Source organism: Streptomyces piniterrae, from assembly GCF_005048155.1.
GTDB classification, from domain to species: domain Bacteria; phylum Actinomycetota; class Actinomycetes; order Streptomycetales; family Streptomycetaceae; genus Streptomyces; species Streptomyces piniterrae.
On record NZ_SUMB01000005.1, the window covers coordinates 59760 to 75835 of the forward strand.

The 16076-nt window shown below is 71.9% G+C and carries 14 protein-coding genes; 9 read left to right on the forward strand and 5 right to left on the reverse strand.

Going from position 1 to position 16076, the window contains the following annotated elements; genetic code table 11:
* Positions 1-16 precede the first annotated feature (16 nt).
* The 3 genes from FCH28_RS16595 to FCH28_RS16605 all read left to right on the forward strand — a co-directional run bounded on the left by FCH28_RS16595 (position 17) and on the right by FCH28_RS16605 (position 3354).
* Positions 17-1048 (forward strand): S1C family serine protease, encoded by a 1032-nt coding sequence (locus FCH28_RS16595; RefSeq protein WP_136740821.1) that lies wholly within the window; start codon positions 17-19, stop codon positions 1046-1048.
* 117 nt (positions 1049-1165) lie between these two features.
* On the forward strand, positions 1166-1903 hold the full coding sequence (locus FCH28_RS16600; protein ID WP_136740822.1) for a response regulator transcription factor: 738 nt from the start codon (positions 1166-1168) through the stop codon (positions 1901-1903).
* Positions 1900-3354: a sensor histidine kinase gene (locus FCH28_RS16605; RefSeq protein WP_246102926.1), complete on the forward strand. Its 1455-nt coding sequence runs from the start codon at positions 1900-1902 to the stop codon at positions 3352-3354. The genes FCH28_RS16600 and FCH28_RS16605 overlap by 4 nt, the downstream gene beginning before the upstream one ends.
* On the opposite strand, the gene FCH28_RS16610 is transcribed toward FCH28_RS16605, so the two are convergent.
* The gene (locus tag FCH28_RS16610; RefSeq protein WP_136740823.1) at positions 3335-4681 is read right to left on the reverse strand and encodes an LmeA family phospholipid-binding protein; all 1347 of its coding nucleotides are present in this window, start codon (positions 4679-4681) and stop codon (positions 3335-3337) included. The two genes, FCH28_RS16605 and FCH28_RS16610, sit on opposite strands and share 20 nt — an antisense overlap.
* A gap of 255 nt (positions 4682-4936) precedes the next feature.
* Positions 4937-5326 (reverse strand): hypothetical protein, encoded by a 390-nt coding sequence (locus FCH28_RS16615; RefSeq protein ID WP_136740824.1) that lies wholly within the window; start codon positions 5324-5326, stop codon positions 4937-4939.
* A 143-nt stretch (positions 5327-5469) separates the two neighbouring features.
* Between FCH28_RS16615 and FCH28_RS16620 the strand changes: the two genes are divergently transcribed.
* The gene (locus FCH28_RS16620; protein WP_136740825.1) at positions 5470-6402 is read left to right on the forward strand and encodes an aminoglycoside phosphotransferase family protein; all 933 of its coding nucleotides are present in this window, start codon (positions 5470-5472) and stop codon (positions 6400-6402) included.
* 28 nt (positions 6403-6430) lie between these two features.
* Here the strand turns inward: FCH28_RS16620 and FCH28_RS16625 are convergent, their stop codons facing one another.
* Positions 6431-6895 (reverse strand): DUF3574 domain-containing protein, encoded by a 465-nt coding sequence (locus FCH28_RS16625; protein ID WP_136741127.1) that lies wholly within the window; start codon positions 6893-6895, stop codon positions 6431-6433.
* A 202-nt stretch (positions 6896-7097) separates the two neighbouring features.
* Between FCH28_RS16625 and FCH28_RS16630 the strand changes: the two genes are divergently transcribed.
* Complete coding sequence (locus FCH28_RS16630; RefSeq protein WP_136740826.1) at positions 7098-7961, forward strand: hypothetical protein; 864 nt, start codon at positions 7098-7100, stop codon at positions 7959-7961.
* Positions 7962-8041: 80 nt separating this feature from the next.
* Here the strand turns inward: FCH28_RS16630 and FCH28_RS16635 are convergent, their stop codons facing one another.
* Positions 8042-9889 carry a bifunctional metallophosphatase/5'-nucleotidase gene (locus tag FCH28_RS16635; RefSeq protein ID WP_136740827.1) on the reverse strand — a complete coding sequence of 616 codons (1848 nt, stop codon included), beginning with the start codon at positions 9887-9889 and terminating at the stop codon, positions 8042-8044.
* A 187-nt stretch (positions 9890-10076) separates the two neighbouring features.
* Here FCH28_RS16635 and mshD point away from each other — a divergent pair, with 187 nt between their 5' ends.
* Complete coding sequence (gene mshD, locus FCH28_RS16640; protein ID WP_136740828.1) at positions 10077-11015, forward strand: mycothiol synthase; 939 nt, start codon at positions 10077-10079, stop codon at positions 11013-11015.
* A gap of 39 nt (positions 11016-11054) precedes the next feature.
* On the opposite strand, the gene FCH28_RS16645 is transcribed toward mshD, so the two are convergent.
* Entirely contained in the window at positions 11055-11657 is a 603-nt protein-coding gene (locus tag FCH28_RS16645; protein ID WP_136740829.1) for a GNAT family N-acetyltransferase, read from the reverse strand.
* A gap of 343 nt (positions 11658-12000) precedes the next feature.
* Between FCH28_RS16645 and FCH28_RS16650 the strand changes: the two genes are divergently transcribed.
* The 3 genes from FCH28_RS16650 to FCH28_RS16660 are packed head-to-tail and all read left to right on the forward strand — an operon-like array spanning position 12001 to position 16035.
* On the forward strand, positions 12001-14298 hold the full coding sequence (locus tag FCH28_RS16650; protein ID WP_136740830.1) for an RNA degradosome polyphosphate kinase: 2298 nt from the start codon (positions 12001-12003) through the stop codon (positions 14296-14298).
* A complete protein-coding gene (locus tag FCH28_RS16655; protein WP_425471940.1) occupies positions 14282-15619 on the forward strand; it encodes a CHAD domain-containing protein in 1338 nt (445 codons plus the stop codon). The genes FCH28_RS16650 and FCH28_RS16655 overlap by 17 nt, the downstream gene beginning before the upstream one ends.
* A complete protein-coding gene (locus FCH28_RS16660; protein WP_136740832.1) occupies positions 15616-16035 on the forward strand; it encodes an NUDIX hydrolase in 420 nt (139 codons plus the stop codon). Before FCH28_RS16655 ends, FCH28_RS16660 begins: the two co-directional genes overlap by 4 nt.
* Positions 16036-16076 lie beyond the last annotated feature (41 nt).

The window sequence follows — 16076 nt, forward strand, 5'->3', positions numbered from 1 at the left end:
ACGCACAGTCATCACCATGACCGAGAGCTACCGCCGAAGCGGCGATGAACCATCCCAGGACCGGCCGTACGCATACGGCGCCGCCTACGGGGACGCCTACGGGCGGGTGGTTCCGCCGCTGCCCCCGTACGCACCGGATCCCGCCCCGCGCGAACCGCGCCACCGGGCGCGCCGGCCGGTCGCGCTGATCGCGGCGGTGGCGCTCGCCTCCGGTCTCATCGGCGGCGGCAGCGCCGCGCTGATCGCCGGCGCCACCCGGACGGCGGAGACCGGCACCGCCACCCCGGTCGTCAACGCGGGCAAGAACAGCGGCGGCGGTGTCTCGGCGGTGGCGAAGGCCGTCAGCCCGGCCATCGTGGAGATCAGGGCGCGGACGGCCGACGGCGAGGCCACCGGATCCGGCGTGGTGATCACCAAGGACGGCGAGATCATCACCAACAACCATGTGGTGGCCGGCGCGGACACCGTGACCGTCACCTTCGGCGACGGCGGCAGCAAGAGGGCCAAGGTCGTCGGCACCGACCCCGACAAGGACCTGGCGCTGATCAAGGTCAGCGGCGCCAAGGGCCTGACCGCGGCCACCCTCGGCGACTCCAACCGGCTCGCGGTCGGCGACCAGGTCGTCGCGATCGGCTCGCCCGAGGGCCTCACCGGGTCCGTGACCAGCGGTATCGTCTCCGCGCTCAACCGCGAGGTCACCGTCCCCAAGGACCGGGACCGGGGGCAGCGGGGGCCGGAAGGCCCGGGCGGCGGCTGGCCCTTCGAGTTCGGCGGCAACCAGTACAACGGCGACACCGGCTCGTCCAAGACCACCTACAAGGCCATCCAGACCGACGCCTCGCTCAACCCGGGCAACTCCGGCGGTGCGCTGATCAACATGCAGGGCCAGGTCGTCGGCATCAACTCGGCTATCTACTCGCCGAGTTCGGCGACCAGCAGCACCGCCGGCAGTGTTGGTCTCGGATTCGCCATACCGATCAACACCGTCAGGGCCGACCTCGACGCACTGCGCGACGGCGGGAGCGACCGCGGCAGCAGCGGTGTCTGACCACGCAGCCGTGCCAGGCTGATGGACACTCCTGAAGTCAGCGGCTCGAGTCGGCGACCCGAGTCGGCGGCTTGAGCCATCGGCCGTTCCGTATCCCACCCCGAGGTAGTCACGCACATGAGTCCCGCCGAGCACGGTGATCAGCCCGCCCGCATCCTGATCGTCGACGACGAGCCCGCGGTCCGCGAGGCCCTGCAGCGTTCGCTGGCGTTCGAGGGCTACGGCACCGAGCAGGCCGTCGACGGTCTGGACGCGGTCGAGAAGGTCGCCTCGTACGACCCCGAACTGATCGTGCTGGACGTGCTGATGCCGCGGATGGACGGGCTGACCGCCGCCCGCCGGCTGCGGGCGAGCGGGGTGACCGTACCGATCCTGATGCTGACCGCACGCGACACGGTCGGCGACCGGGTCACCGGGCTGGACGCCGGCGCCGACGACTACCTCGTCAAGCCGTTCGAACTGGACGAGCTGCTGGCCCGGATCCGGGCGCTGCTGCGCCGCAGCTCGTACGCGGCGGCGGCCGGCGCGCCGCCCGAGGCGGGCGAGACGCTGGCCTTCGCCGACCTGCGGATGGACCTGGCGACCCGCGAGGTCACCCGGGGCAGCCGCCCGGTCGAGCTGACCCGCACCGAGTTCACGCTGCTGGAGATGTTCCTCGCGCACCCGCGCCAGGTCCTGACCCGTGAGCAGATCCTGAAGGCCGTGTGGGGCTTCGACTTCGAGCCCACCTCCAACTCCCTCGACGTCTATGTGATGTATCTGCGCCGCAAGACCGAAGCGCACGGCGAACCCCGGCTGGTGCACACCGTGCGCGGGGTCGGCTATGTGCTGCGGACCGACGGCGGCGCGGAGTGAGCGGCGGGCACGACGGGTTCGGCGGGATCGGCGAACGCTTCGGCCGGCTGCCGCTGCGCGCGCGGCTGACCCTGCTCACCGCGGCCGCGGTGGCCGTGGCGGTGGCCGTCTCCGCGCTGGCCTGTTGGCTGCTGACCCGCACCCAGCTGCGCGACGAGGTGGACAACTCGCTGCAGAACGTCACCGTCCCGCCGGCCTACCTCCAGTACACCTACGACAACTGCCGGCCCACCGACCCGACCGAGAACGAGAACGCCCCGCCGTCGTACTACAACGTCCAGGTCGTCCAGGTGGACGGCTCGCGCTGCGTGGGACCCAACTCCCAGCCCGTACGGGTGCAGGCCGCGGATCTCGCGGTGGCGCAGGGCCTGCGGCGGGACACCCTGCACGACGCCACCACCGGCACCGGCGCGGACGTACGGGTGCTGACCAAGCACATGGATGTCCAGGGCGTGCAGTTCGCGGTCTCCATCTCCCGTCCGCTGAGCGAGATCAGCAGCGCGCTGAACACCCTCGCGCTGCTGCTGGCCGCCGTCGCGGGACTGGGTGTCGTCGGGGCGGGCACGGCCGGACTGGTCATCGCGCGTTCCGGCCTCAAGCCCGTCGACCGGCTCACCGAAGCCGTCGAACACGTCGCCCGCACCGAGGACCTGACCATCCGCATCCCGGCGGACGGCGAGGACGAGATCGCCCGCCTCTCCCGCTCGTTCAACTCCATGACCGCGGCGCTGGCCGCCTCCCGCGACCTCCAGCAGCAGCTGATCGCGGACGCCGGCCATGAGCTGCGCACCCCGCTGACCTCGCTCCGTACCAACATCGATCTGCTGGTGCGCAGCGAGCAGTCCGGCCGGGAGATCCCGGCCGCCGACAAGGCGGCGCTGCTGGCCTCGGTGAAGGCGCAGATGGGGGAGCTGGCGGCGCTGATCGGGGATCTCCAGGAGCTGTCCAGGCCGCCGGCGCCCGGCCAGTCCGCCATCGAGGTGGTGGCGCTGCACGACATCGTCGCCGCGGCCCTGGACCGGGCCCGGCTGCGCGGCCCGTCGCTGGCCTTCACCGCGGACCTCGGCCCCTGGTACGTACGGGCCGAACCGGCCGGGCTGGAACGCGCGGTGGTCAATCTGCTCGACAACGCGGTGAAGTTCAGCCCGCCGGGCGGCAGCGTCCAGGTCCGGCTGGCGGCCGGCGAGCTGACCGTCCGCGACCACGGCCCCGGCATCCCCCAGGACGAACTGCCGCATGTCTTCGAGCGGTTCTGGCGCTCGCCGTCCGCGCGCAGCCTGCCCGGCAGCGGGCTGGGCCTGTCGATCGTGGCCCGTACGGCGGAGCAGGCGGGCGGCGACGTACGGCTACGGGCCGCGGCGGGCGGCGGCACCGAGGCGCTGCTGACCCTGCCGGGCGCCGCGACGCCGCCACCGGAGATGCCGGGCCCGGCTACTTCTTCTGCTTCTTAGCCGCGTCCCCGACCGGCAGGTTCGCGCCCGACAGCTCGACGCGGATGCCCTCCCGCTCGACGGAGATATCGCGCAGCCGTACGTCGCCGGGCGTCTTGGGCAGCCGGAAGGACAGCGACAGCCGGTCCGCGAGCTGCGGCTTGGTCAGTCCGGTCAGCGCGCCCAGCACCTTCGGGTCGATGCCGACCTTCTCCAGCAGCCAGGGATGGTCGACCACCACATCGACGAGGTTGACCTGCATCAGCTGCTCGACGAAGCGCGGCGACCCGGTCAGCTCGTGCAGCTTCTGCTCGTCGCGCAGCGCCTGGTCGATGTACTGCCGGGGAATGCCGATCCGGTCCGCGATCGCCGGAATGCTCAGCATCGCCTTGACCTTGGCGGCCTGCCGGCTGACCTCGGCGGCGGCCTTGCGGGTCAGCCGCAGACCCTCTTCCTTGCCGGTGCCGGGGCGGTAGACGGCGACATCGCCGATGTCCAGCCGCATCCGGCTGATGTCGGTGGAAATCCCGCGGTCGCCCGCCCGCCGAATGCGGGCCTCCGCCCGTACCCGCAATTCGTGTCCGGCGATCGGCAGCCGCCCGTCGGCCCGGACCGCGTCGGGACCCATCTCGCTGAATTTCACCTGCGAGGCGCCCAGTTCGCGATTCATGTCGTCGAAGGCGAGCAGCACGCTGCCGTGCATTTTGCCGATCGTGGCGCCCTTGATGGACGAGGGAAGATCGCCGTCGAGCCGCACATCATTCGCGGTCGCCTCGATTTTCGCCAGCGAGACCCGGTCGGCCGCCAGGTCGGGAATGGTGACCTTCACCTGGTCGAGACGCTTGTCGAAGACCTGGGTGAGGAAGGGGAATCCCTGGATGTCGACTTCCGGCTTGGCCGTGAGCTTCAGGGATTCCTTCAGTTTCTCCTCGGTCTTGTCCTGTGCGTAGAGCACCGCGAAACGGTCGAGCAGGCTGAGGAACGCCGTGCACACCAGGACCGCGACCAGCAGTTTCAGGGTGAGCGGAACGGCGGCGAAGCGGCTGACCCCACGCTTGCGACGGCGGTGGTTCGGCGCCGTCCACACCTCGTCGTCCTCGTCCGAGCGCAGCCCCAGCCCCAGGGGATCGTCGCTGCCGTCACGCTCGTTGAGGTACGTACGGCGGCGGGACGTGCCGTCGAATTCCGCGCCGTATTCCGGCTCGGGCTCCGGCTCCGGCTCGGGGTCGGCGAGGGCCGCCAGGTCCGCGTAGGGATTGACCTTCTCAAGCCGTCTGGTGTCGCTGTGCGGGTCGTCCGGAGTGGAGCCTGACGGGGAGGGTGAAGCTATGCGTATGGGGGTTCGCATCCGCATATCCCACCATGAGCGGGACCCTTGAACGCAAGCGCTACCGACGGTATGTGAGATAGGTGATGGTTGTCCTGTCGGGCTTGGCGAAGAATTATCCGTAACTTGAGCACGATCTGATCTACCGTCACCATCCGCTGCGCTTTGCCTGGGCCGCGTCTTGTCTTTCCCGTCGTTGTACCTGCGGCAGGCGGTGGCCGCTGCGCGGGGCTGTCGGGTGCGGCTCCGGGCCTCCGGACTCCGTCCTGAGGGCCGTCACCGCACCCGACAGACAACCGCCCGCCGCAGGCGCAACGGCGAGAAGTGCCCACGGCGGGACAGCCGAAGACGGCGCGAGCAAAGCGCAGCGGATCGGCCCCACGGCCTTACCGTGGCCAGTGCCAGGACCGCGCCGACCGCGGACATGACGACGATCAGCGCGTCGTAGGCGAGGAAGACCCACAGCGGAGCGTGATCCGCGGCGCCGTCGCCCCTCGCGTGGCGGTAGTCGACGCCCATCCAGAGGTGCCAGACGAACGAGGCCACCAGCCAGCCGAACGCCGCGTACGCCCAGAAGGCGAGGCGGCGCCGCGGCGGAGCGGGAGCCGGCGGAGGACCGGGGGACCTGCGTGAAGGAGAACCCGGGGACCTGCGTGACGGAGTCATACCGGCACGCTAGGGACGCGGGCCACGGTCCGGGTCCCACTACGGGCGGGACCGCCTCCCCCGCGCGGCGGAACCCCCGCTCGCCCTCGGGGCGCCCCGAAATCCCGTTGATCTTCCGGCCGTTGGGCCCGTACGGTCCGCGCATGCTGCCTCGCGTGGACACGGACGACGAGTGGGACGCGATCGTCCCCGACGAACGGGTGATGCGGCCGGGGGCCGTCGCCCTCTGTACCCGGCTCGGCCTGACCGACGTCCCCCTGACCCGCTTCCCGGACGGGTCCCAGCCCGTCTACGCGGTCGGCGACCGGTACGTCCTCAAGCTGTTCCCCGCCGCGAGCGCGGCCGACGGCATCGCCGAGGCCCGCGTCCTCTCCCACGTCCAGGGCCGCCTTCCGGTCCCCACCCCCTATGTGCACGACGCCGGGGAGTTCGACAACGGCTGGCGCTACGTCCTGATGTCCCGGTTGCGCGGCACGGACCTGGCCGTCACCTGGCCGCGTGTCCCGCGCGCCGACCGGGACCGCATCGCCACCGAGTGCGGGGAGACCCTGGCCGCGCTGCACGCCCTCGACCCGGCCCCGCTCGCCGACGTCCTCGGCCCCGGTGACTGGGACGCCTTCCTCACCGGTCAGCGCGCCTCGGCGGTGGACCGCCAGCGCGCGCACGCGCTCCCCGAAGCTTGGCTGGAACAGATCCCCGGCTTCCTCAACTCGGTGCCGCTGCCCCCGCAACCGTCGGGGGCGCTGCTCCACACCGAGTTCATGCGCCAGCACCTGACCATCGACGAGCACGACGACTGGCGGCTGACCGGTCTGTTCGACTTCGAGCCCGCCATGATCGGCCACCGCGCCTACGACTTCGTCGCGGTGGGCCTGTTCGTCTCCCGCGGTGACCCCCGCCTGCTCGCCCGTGTCTTCCGCGCGTACGGCGAGACCTTCACCCCTCGCGAACTCCTCGCCCACACCCTGCTGCACGTCTACAGCAATCTGCCCTGGTATCTGCGGGAGCTGCCCGCCCCGCCGGAGCCGACGCTGGAGTCCCTGGCGGAGACCTGGTTCGGCACGGCGGGGCGGTGACAGGCCGGCCCACGGCCCGCCTGGCAGGTCAGAAGTCGACGCGGGCGCGGTCGTCGACGCGGGCCACGGACTCCTGCCCGAACCGCTTGTTGTAGGTGTCGCGGATGTACTCGATCTTGGGGTCGTTCGGGCCGGCCTGGGAGGTGGGATAGAACAGCGTCAGCTCGTAGGAGCGCTCATGCTCGATGACGCCGTGTGCGTCCCGGTACTGGCCCTGCCCCTCCTGGATGGTCAGGCCGTCCGGGAAGCGGGGCGTGACGACCTTGTCGACGAACGCGTGGAACTGCTTGTCGGTGACGGCGGGGCCCCCGTCCGGGCGGGCGGTACCGAAGAAGAGGCTGGTCTCGACGTACGGAGCGCCGTGCGCGGCCCGCGGCGGCTGGCTGGCGTGCGCGGACGCGGGGGCGACGGCGGGTGCGGAGGCGGGCGCGGCGGCGCCGAGCAGGGCGGTGGACAGTGCCAGGACGGCGATACGCAGACGGGACGGGGCCATCGATGCCAACGGACTTCCTCTCGTGGGGACTCGGCCGGGTAACGACGGTAAGGGGCCGAGAGGACGCGTCCTGGGGATATAAGCCACCCTTCGGGTGAGGGCGGGCATCGCGCCCAGGGGGGCATGGGCTCGCCGGACGGGGGCCACAGGGAGGGTGGATACGCTGGCCCGATCCACTGTCACGGAATTGGGGAACTGCCGTATGGCGATGCGCAAGAGCACGATGAAGGAGCAGGTCGCTGAGGCGATAGCCCAGCAGGCCCCCGGGGACCGGGCGTTGGTGTCGATCACCTGCCTGACCGGGCCGACCCCCTGGCTGACCGGGGCACTGGGCCTGATCGGACAGATGCTGGTGAAGTACTACTTCGTCACCGTCACCGAGCAGGCGGTCGTCCTCCACCGGATGCACCGGCTCAACCAGCGGCCGCAGGAGATCACCCACGCGATCCCGCGTGACCAGATACAGGGCGCGGTCTCCGAGGTCAATGTGAACCCGCTCTGGAGCTCGTTCCGCCTGGCGCTCCCGGGTGAGTCGGCCCCGGTCCGGCTGAACGTCCACCGCGTCTGGCGGGACGAGATGGAGCAGCTGCTCGCCATGATCGGCGCAGCGCCGCAGCAGGGTTACGCGCCGCAGCAGCCCGGCCTTCCGGGGCAGCAGCAGCCGGGCTACCACCAGGCTCCGCAGCAGCAGGGTTACGCGCCGCAGGGGGCACCGCAGGCGGGCCAGCAGGGGCAGCCGCAGTACCAGCAGCAGGCCCCGCACCAGGCTCCGCCGCAGCAGGCCCAGCCCGGCTACCCGCAGCAGGCGCCCCAGCACGCCCCCCAGCAGCCCCCGCACCAGGCTCCTCAGCAGCAGCCGCAGCCTGGCTACCAGCAGCCCCAGCAGCCCCAGCAGCACCCGGGCTACCACCAGGCCCCGCCGCAGCAGCCCCAGCCCGGCTACCAGCAGCCGCCGCACCAGGCACCCCAACAGGCCCCGCAGCAGGGCCAGTACGGCTACCCGGCCGGCCAGCCCCAGCAGCCCCCGTACGGCGCCCCGCAGCAGGGCAACCCCTACGGCGGCTGAGCGCGCGCCACACGAACACGACGACGGCCCGGCGGGGGATCCCGCCGGGCCGTCGCCGCACCCTCTCCTCTGCTACTTCTCTACTTCACGACCGTGATCCGGTCCGCCTTCGGCGGGTTCAGCGGGCTGTCCGCCGAGGAATGGGCCGCCAGGTAGCCGGTGAACGCGTCCAGGTCGGACGGGCCCACGTACTTGTTCCCGCCGTCCTTGAAGACCGGGAAGCCGTCGCCGCCGCCGGCCAGGAACTCGTTCATGGCGACGCGGTAGGTCTTGGCCGGGTCGATCGCGGCGCCGTTCAGCCTGATCGAGTCCTTGACCACGCGGTCGGCGCCGGTCTTGGTCATGTCCAGGGTGTACGTCAGGCCCTCGGAGACCTGGAGGATCTTCGGGGAGGCCGCGTTCGGGCCGCTGACCTGCTGCTGGAGCCCGGTGATCAGTTGCGCGCCGGTGAGGTCGACGACGTTCATCATGTTGGTGAACGGCTGGACGGTGAAGGCCTCGCCGTAGGTGACCACGCCGTCCCCCTCCTCACCGGAGGCCTTGAAGGCGAGGTCGGAGCGGATGCCGCCGGGGTTCATCAACGCGAGCTGGGCGCCGCCCTTGCCGTCCGGCTTGGTGGTCTCCAGCTGCGCGTCCGCGATGACATCGCCGAGCGGCGACTCGGGGGCGTTCGCGCCGCGGCCCGCGATGTCGGCGGAGATGCGGCCGACGGGGCGGTTCGCGACCGGCGCGGCGAGCTTGTTCCAGTGGGCGATCAAGGACGTCATGTCCGCGGCCTTGGGCTGGGTGCGGTTCACGACGTGGTTGACCCCGCGGGGCGCGTGCACGCTGGTGCGCACGATGTCCTTGGTGCGGCGGTCGTACGTCAGCGTGGTGTCCGTGTAGAGCTTGCCGTAGGACGCGGCGGAGGTGACGGTGCGCGGGGTGCCGGACGGGTCCGGGATGGTGCAGGCGTACGCCTGGTGCGTGTGGCCGGTGACCAGCGCGTCGACCCGGGACGTCACGTTCTTGGCGATCTCGGTGATCGGGCCGGAGATGCCTCCCCCAGTCTCGGCTCCGCTCGACCGGGGGGACCCCCATCCGGGGCCGGGGCTGTCGCAGTTGTAGTTGTACGAGGTGGAGGCGGGCAGACCGCCCTCGTGGATCAGCGCGACGATCGACTTCACGCCCTGCTTGTCGAGCTCCCGGGCGTACTTGTTGATCGTCTCGACCTCGTCGTGGAACTTCAGGCCCTTGATGCCCTCGGCGTTGACGATGTCCGGGGTGCCCTCCAGCGTCACGCCGATGAAGCCGATCTTGACGCCGTTGCGCTGCCAGACGCTGTACGGCTTGAGCAGCGGCTTGCCGGTCCTGTCGTCCGTGACATTGGCGGTGAGGTAGGGGAAGTCCGCGCCCCGGAACTTCCTGCCGTCCTCGTAGCAGCCGTCCTTGGGGTGGCAGCCGCCGTTCTGGAGGCGGGTCAACTCCTTGCGGCCCTCGTCGAATTCATGGTTGCCGACGGAGGTGACGTCCAGCCCCAGCTTGTTCATCGCCTCGATGGTCGGTTCGTCGTGGAACAGACCGGAGAGCAGCGGGCTGGCGCCGACCATGTCACCGGCGGCCGCGGTGACCGAGTACGGGTGGCCCTTGCGGGCGGTGCGCAGCGACTGGGCGAGATATTCCACGCCGCCCGCCTCGACGGTCTTCTTGCTGCCGTCCGGCTGGATCTCCTCGACCGTGCCGGAGGAGCCCTGCGGCGGCTGGAGGTTGCCGTGGAAGTCGTTGAAGGAGAGAAGTTGTACGTCGACGGTGCGGCCCGGGTGGCGTGCCGGGTCGCTGCTGGCGCCGGCCGGCAGGGCGGTGGCGGTGACACCGACGGCCGCGGCCAGTACGGCGGCCGCGGCCGTCAATCTGCGCGCGATACGGCGCCGTTGAGGTGTCGATGGCATGGGATCCCCCTCGTGTACCGGTCGGGTGCCGGTCGGTTACGGGACGGACAACGGGTCGTGTGTGTCCGAGCGGTGGGCAGCCTACGGTCGACGCGCGTAGCGCAACAGGGGGAGAAGGGTTACGAGCTGGTTGCCGGGGAGCGGCGGCGTACCGGACGAGCGCGCGGCAGGGTCGTACGCTTCAGGCATGACTGACGCTGCACACGAGACGGGCCGGACCGGCCGCAGGATCCAGGTGGCCGACGAGCTGGCCCCGGAAGAGGCCGCGGCCGTCCTCGAGCTGATCGAGCGGGCCGCGCGTACGGACGGGCAGCCCGCCGTGTCCGAGCAGGGGCGCTTGCAGCTGCGCGGCGGGCGGCGGGTGGGAGTCCGGCACCTGTTGGTGTACGTGCCCGTGGACGACACCGAGGAACTGGTCGGGTACGCGCAGCTGGAGGACACTGACCCGGTGGAGGCGCCGGCCGCCGAGCTGGTCGTGCACCCCGGGCAGCGCGGCCGCGGGCACGGCCGGGCGCTGGGCACCGAACTGCTGGACCAGTCGGGCCGCCGGCTGCGGGTGTGGGCGCACGGCGGGCATCCGGCCGCCCGCCACCTGGCACAGACCCTCGGGCTGACGATGTTCCGGGAACTGCGGCAGATGCGGCGCTCGCTGACGGACCTGGACCTGCCGGAGCCGGTCCTCCCCGAGGGCGTGACCGTACGGACCTTCCAGCCGGGCATCGACGACGAGGCCTGGCTGGAGATGAACGCGGAGGCGTTCGCGCACCACCCGGAGCAGGGCTCGCTGACCCGGCGCGACCTGGAGGCCCGGATGGCCGAGGCGTGGTTCGACCCGAAGGGTTTCTTCCTCGCGGAGAAGGGCGGGCGGCTGGCCGGCTTCCACTGGACCAAGGTGCATGCCGAGGAGGGCCTCGGCGAGGTGTACGTCCTCGGGATCCGGCCCGGCGCGCAGGGCGGCGGCCTGGGCAAGGCGCTGACCGCCATCGGGCTGCGGCATCTGGCGGCGGAGGGGCTGCCGACGGCGATGCTGTACGTGGACGCGGACAACGTGGCGGCGGTGACCGTGTACGAGCGGCTGGGATTCCGTACGCACGAGACGGATCTGATGTACCGCTCGGAGACGTGAGAGGCGCGGGCCGGGTGGGGCGGGCGAGGGGCTGCTGCCCTAGCCGCCCTGCGCCGTCCGCCACTCGCGCGCCAGCATCGCGTAGACGACCTCGTCGGCCCATTCGCCGTCGAGGAACTCGTTCTCCCGCAGATGGCCCTCGCGGCGCATCCCCAGGCGTTCCAGAAGGTTGGCGGAGGCGGTGTTGCGGCCGTCCAACTCGGCCTGGATGCGGTGCAGTCGAAGGTCCTCGAAGCCCAGTTTCAGCAGTGCGCGGGCGGCCTCGGTGGCGTAGCCGCGACCCGCGAAGTCGGGGTTGAAGACATAGCCGATGCCGCCCTGGCGGTGTTCCCTGCTGGTCCACACGAAGGTGACATCGCCGACGAGTTGCCCGGTCGCGCGGACGACGACGGCGAACTGGAGGATGTCGCCGGACTCGCGCAGCGTCGTACGGGCCGCCTTGGTGGCGACGGACGCGCGCGAGCCGTCCTCGTCGAAGGGGCCCCAGTAGAGGTAACGGCAGACCTCGGGGCGGCGCTGGTAGGTGTGGATCGCCTCGAAGTCGTCGGCGGTGACGGGGCGGAGATCCAGCCGATCGGTGCGTATCGGGTAGTCGGGGGTGTACGGCAGCGGCGGTGTGGGAGGCGTGGGAGGTGTGGGCACGCGGGGGAGCGTAGGCGGCGCGGCCGACGGACGCAGCCCACTTTTCGCATGATTCCACTAGTTGTTTAGTGGAAGCTTGGGGCGGGCCCGTTGGTCTGCGCCCCCGGAAGGCGCCCGGACGCCCCCCGCCAACCCGGGAAAACGGCCGGAAAACCCCCGGAAACCCCCTGGGAGTAGCGCCCCGCTTGCCTGTCCGCCATATCCGCGTTACCGGCGATTCAATGTTGCTTGCGAGCATCACTGAATGCAGCCCGCTGTGCCGAAAGCCCCGAAATCGGGGCTCCGAGTCGCTTCGCCTCCTCCTGACGCGCCCGGAATCCCCAGAGCGCGGAAGAATGGGGCCATGAACCAGCAGTCCAGCTCTCAGGCCCAGGTCCAGCCCGAGACGACGGCCGCGAAGCCGAAACACGCCCGTCCCGAGGCCGCGGGCCCCGCCGCCCAGCCGTCGGTCGGCTCCATCGCCGCCCACCGCCCGCACGCCGTCGGCGTGCCGCTGCCCGAGCTGGAACCGGATCTGGACGCCGATCTGGATTCGTACGACGACCACGGAGTGCCGGGCGCGAACGGCGAGGAGCTGCCCAGCGGCCGCTTCCTGGACCGGGAGCGCAGCTGGCTGGCCTTCAACGAGCGGGTGCTGGAACTGGCCGAGGACCCCGCCACCCCGCTGCTCGAACGGGCCAACTTCCTGGCGATCTTCGCCAGCAACCTGGACGAGTTCTTCATGGTCCGGGTGGCCGGCCTCAAGCGCCGGATAGCCACAGGTGTCGCCACCCGCTCCGCGTCCGGGCTGCAGCCCCGCGAGGTGCTGGAGCTGATCTGGACCCGCTCGCGCGAGCTCATGGCCCGGCACGCCGCCTGCTTCCAGCAGGACATCGCCCCCGCCCTCTCCGAGGAGGGCATCCACCTCATCCGCTGGCCCGACCTGACCGAGAAGGAACAGGCCCGCCTGTTCACCCTCTTCCGCCAGCAGATCTTCCCGGTCCTCACCCCGCTCGCGGTGGACCCCGCACACCCCTTCCCGTACATCTCCGGCCTGTCCCTGAACCTCGCCGTCGTCGTACGGAACCCGGTCAGCGGCCATGACCACTTCGCGCGGGTCAAGGTCCCGCCGCTGCTCTCCCGCTTCCTGGAGGCCTCCCCGCAGCGCTACGTCCCCATCGAGGACGTCATCGCCGCGCACCTGGAGGAGCTGTTCCCGGGGATGGAGGTGCGCGCCCACCACATGTTCCGGGTCACCCGCAACGAAGACCTGGAGGTGGAGGAGGACGACGCGGAGAACCTGCTCCAGGCGCTGGAGAAGGAGCTCATGCGGCGCCGCTTCGGGCCGCCGGTCCGCCTGGAGGTCGAGGAGTCCATCGACCCGGGCGTCCTCGACCTGCTCGTACAGGAACTGAAGGTCTCCGAGGCCGAGGTCTACCCGCTGCCGGGGCCGCTGGACCTCACCGGCCTCTTCGGCATCGGGGCGCTGGACCGGCCCGAGCACAAGTACCCCAAGTTCGTCGCCGGCACGCACCGTGACCTGGCGGAGGTGGAGTCGGCCTCCGCCCCCGACATCTTCGCCGCGCTGCGCGCCCGTGACGTGCTGCTGCACCACCCGTACGACTCGTTCTCCACCTCCGTGCAGGCGTTCCTGGAGCAGGCCGCCGCCGACCCGCACGTCCTCGCGATCAAGCAGACCCTCTACCGGACCTCCGGCGAGGACTCCCCGATCGTGGACGCCCTGATAGACGCCGCCGAGTCCGGCAAGCAGGTGCTGGTCCTCGTCGAGATCAAGGCGCGCTTCGACGAACAGGCCAACATCAAGTGGGCCAGGAAGCTGGAGGAGTCCGGCTGCCACGTCGTCTACGGCCTGGTCGGCCTCAAGACGCACTGCAAGCTGTCGCTCGTCGTCCGCCAGGAAGGCGAGATGCTGCGCCGCTACTCGCATGTGGGGACCGGCAACTACCACCCGAAGACGGCCCGGCTGTACGAGGACCTGGGGCTGCTGACCGCCGACCCGCAGGTCGGCGCCGACCTCTCCGACCTCTTCAACCGGCTCAGCGGCTACTCCCGGCGGGAGACCTACCGCCGGCTGCTGGTCGCCCCCAAGTCGCTGCGGGACGGACTGATCCAGCGCATCACCAAGGAGATCGCGCACCAGCGGGCCGGGCGCCCCGCCTATGTCCGTATCAAGGTCAACTCGATGGTCGACGAGGCCGTCATCGACGCGCTCTACCGCGCCTCCCAGGCCGGCGTGCCGGTCGACATCTGGGTGCGCGGCATCTGCGCGCTGCGCCCGGGAGTCGCGGGACTGAGCGAGAACATCCGGGTCCGCAGCGTCCTCGGCCGCTTCCTGGAGCACTCCCGGATCTTCGCCTTCGGCAACGGCGGCGAGCCCGAGGTGTGGCTGGGCAGCGCGGACATGATGCACCGCAATCTGGACCGGCGGATCGAGGCGCTGGTGCGGGTGACCGACCCGGCGCACCGCGCCGCCCTCAACAGACTGCTGGAGACCGGGACTTCGGATTCCACCTCGTCCTGGCACCTGGGCCCGGACGGCGACTGGACCCGGCAGGCGGTGGACGCGGACGGCGTGCCGCTGCGGAACGTACAGGAAATGCTCATTGACGCCCGGAGGCGCCGGCGTGGCCCAGCGACATGACCAGCCGACCGGGGGGCCGGCCGGTCTCCTCGGTACCGGACACCAGCCCGGCCGCCCGCCCGGAGCACGGGCCGCGGTGGTGGACGGGCCACAGGCACGAGCGGGCGAGGGCCGCGGGGGCGGCGACGGCCGGGGGACCGGGGAGGGCCGGGTGTACGGGCAGCAGGCCCGGCCGGACGGACCGCCGCCCCGCACGTCCACCCCCGCCGCTTCCCCCCTCGCCCACCCCTCCGACTGCCTTCTCTCCGCCGGCTCGGCGCTCGCCGGGCGCACCGCCGGGGAGCTGCTCGCCGCATATCTGCACCGGCAGTCCGCGGACTTCCTGCGCAGCCTGCGACTCCACCGCGAGAGCGGCTCGGACGCGGAGGGCGCGGGCGAGGCCGCCCGGCAGCTGCGCTCCGCCGCCCGCCGGATCAGCGCCACCCTGCACACCTTCCACCCGCTGACCGAGGAGTCCTGGGCCGACCAACTCCAGGCGGAACTGGGCTGGTTGTCCGGCACCCTGGCCCGCGAACAGGCCTGCGCGGCGCGCCGCGAACGGCTGATGGCGGCGCTCCAGCGGCTGACGGGGCGGGGCGACCGGACCGAGCGTGCGGAGCGGGGGCCGCGCGGCGGCCGGGGGGACCGTACGGGAGCCGGCACCGGGGCCGGCACCGGCGCGGCCACGGGTACGGCCACCGCCAAGGCCGCCGAGCCGGACGCGGAGGGCACGCTGTCGGCCGGGGCGGCGCGGGCCGGCGCGCTGCTGGACCGCCAGCTCACCCTCGCCCGCACCCGCGCCCACTCCGCCGCGCTCCAGGCCCTGGGCTCCTCCCGCTTCCACGCCGTCGCCGACTCCGTGGCGGTGCTCGCGTCCGAGGCGCCACTGGCCCGGACCGCCGCCGACGTGCCGGCCGCCGAGGCGCTGCCGTCACTCGCCGAGCAGGCCCACCGGCGGCTCGCGGACGCCATCGCCGCACTGCCGCTGTCCCGCGCCGGCCATCCGTACAACGCCGACGCACTGGCCGCCGACCACCGCCAGGACACGCCCTGGCACCAGGTGCGGATGCTGGTCCGGCTCAGCCGCTACGCCGAGGAACTGATCGCCCCTGACCAGGTCGACCCCCGGCTGGTGGAGGCGAGCCGGGCCCTGGAACGGCATCGCGACGCCGCCGAGGCCGCCGCCGCTGCCGCCGCCGCGGCCCGCACCCCACGGATCGCCCCGGCCACGGCATACGCCCTGGGTGTCCTGCACGCCGACCAGCGCCACGAAGTGGAGGCGGCCCGCTTCGCGTTCGGCCGGGTGTGGCTGCCGGGCGAACGGAGCGGAGCATGGACATGACGTTTCCTCAGAAGCGGATCCGGGCGGCGGGGTGCGTGCTGTGGCGCCGCGCCTCGTCCGAGGACGGGCTGGAGATCGGGCTGGTGCACCGCCCCAAGTACGACGACTGGTCGCACCCCAAGGGCAAGCTGAAACGCGGCGAGGACGCGCTGGCCGGGGCGGTGCGGGAGGTCGCGGAGGAGACCGGCATGGACTGCCGGCCCGGCGCGCCGCTCCCGACCGCCGCCTATCTCGCCAACGGCCGCCCCAAGCAGGTCCGTTACTGGGCCGCCGAGGCGGTCGGCGGGGCCTTCACACCCAATGCCGAGGTCGACCGGCTGGAGTGGCTGTCGCCGGCCGACGCCCGCGACCGGCTCACCCACGAGCGGGACCGGTCGCTGGTCGGCGCGCTGCTCGCCGCGCTGCATCTGGCGTGAGGCGGGCCGGGGCGGGCGTGCGGGGCCGGGGCGGGGCCGGG

What these genes read in the sequence shown, in the direction of transcription:
- FCH28_RS16595 (WP_136740821.1), top strand. Translation starts at nt 17, where the DNA reads ATGACCGAGAGCTACCGCCGAAGCGGCGATGAACCATCCCAGGACCGG.
- FCH28_RS16600 (WP_136740822.1), top strand. Translation starts at nt 1,166, where the DNA reads ATGAGTCCCGCCGAGCACGGTGATCAGCCCGCCCGCATCCTGATCGTC.
- FCH28_RS16610 (WP_136740823.1), bottom strand. Translation starts at nt 4,681, where the DNA reads ATGCGAACCCCCATACGCATAGCTTCACCCTCCCCGTCAGGCTCCACT.
- FCH28_RS16615 (WP_136740824.1), bottom strand. Translation starts at nt 5,326, where the DNA reads ATGACTCCGTCACGCAGGTCCCCGGGTTCTCCTTCACGCAGGTCCCCC.
- FCH28_RS16620 (WP_136740825.1), top strand. Translation starts at nt 5,470, where the DNA reads ATGCTGCCTCGCGTGGACACGGACGACGAGTGGGACGCGATCGTCCCC.
- FCH28_RS16625 (WP_136741127.1), bottom strand. Translation starts at nt 6,895, where the DNA reads ATGGCCCCGTCCCGTCTGCGTATCGCCGTCCTGGCACTGTCCACCGCC.
- FCH28_RS16630 (WP_136740826.1), top strand. Translation starts at nt 7,098, where the DNA reads ATGGCGATGCGCAAGAGCACGATGAAGGAGCAGGTCGCTGAGGCGATA.
- FCH28_RS16635 (WP_136740827.1), bottom strand. Translation starts at nt 9,889, where the DNA reads ATGCCATCGACACCTCAACGGCGCCGTATCGCGCGCAGATTGACGGCC.
- mshD (WP_136740828.1), top strand. Translation starts at nt 10,077, where the DNA reads ATGACTGACGCTGCACACGAGACGGGCCGGACCGGCCGCAGGATCCAG.
- FCH28_RS16650 (WP_136740830.1), top strand. Translation starts at nt 12,001, where the DNA reads ATGAACCAGCAGTCCAGCTCTCAGGCCCAGGTCCAGCCCGAGACGACG.
- FCH28_RS16660 (WP_136740832.1), top strand. Translation starts at nt 15,616, where the DNA reads ATGACGTTTCCTCAGAAGCGGATCCGGGCGGCGGGGTGCGTGCTGTGG.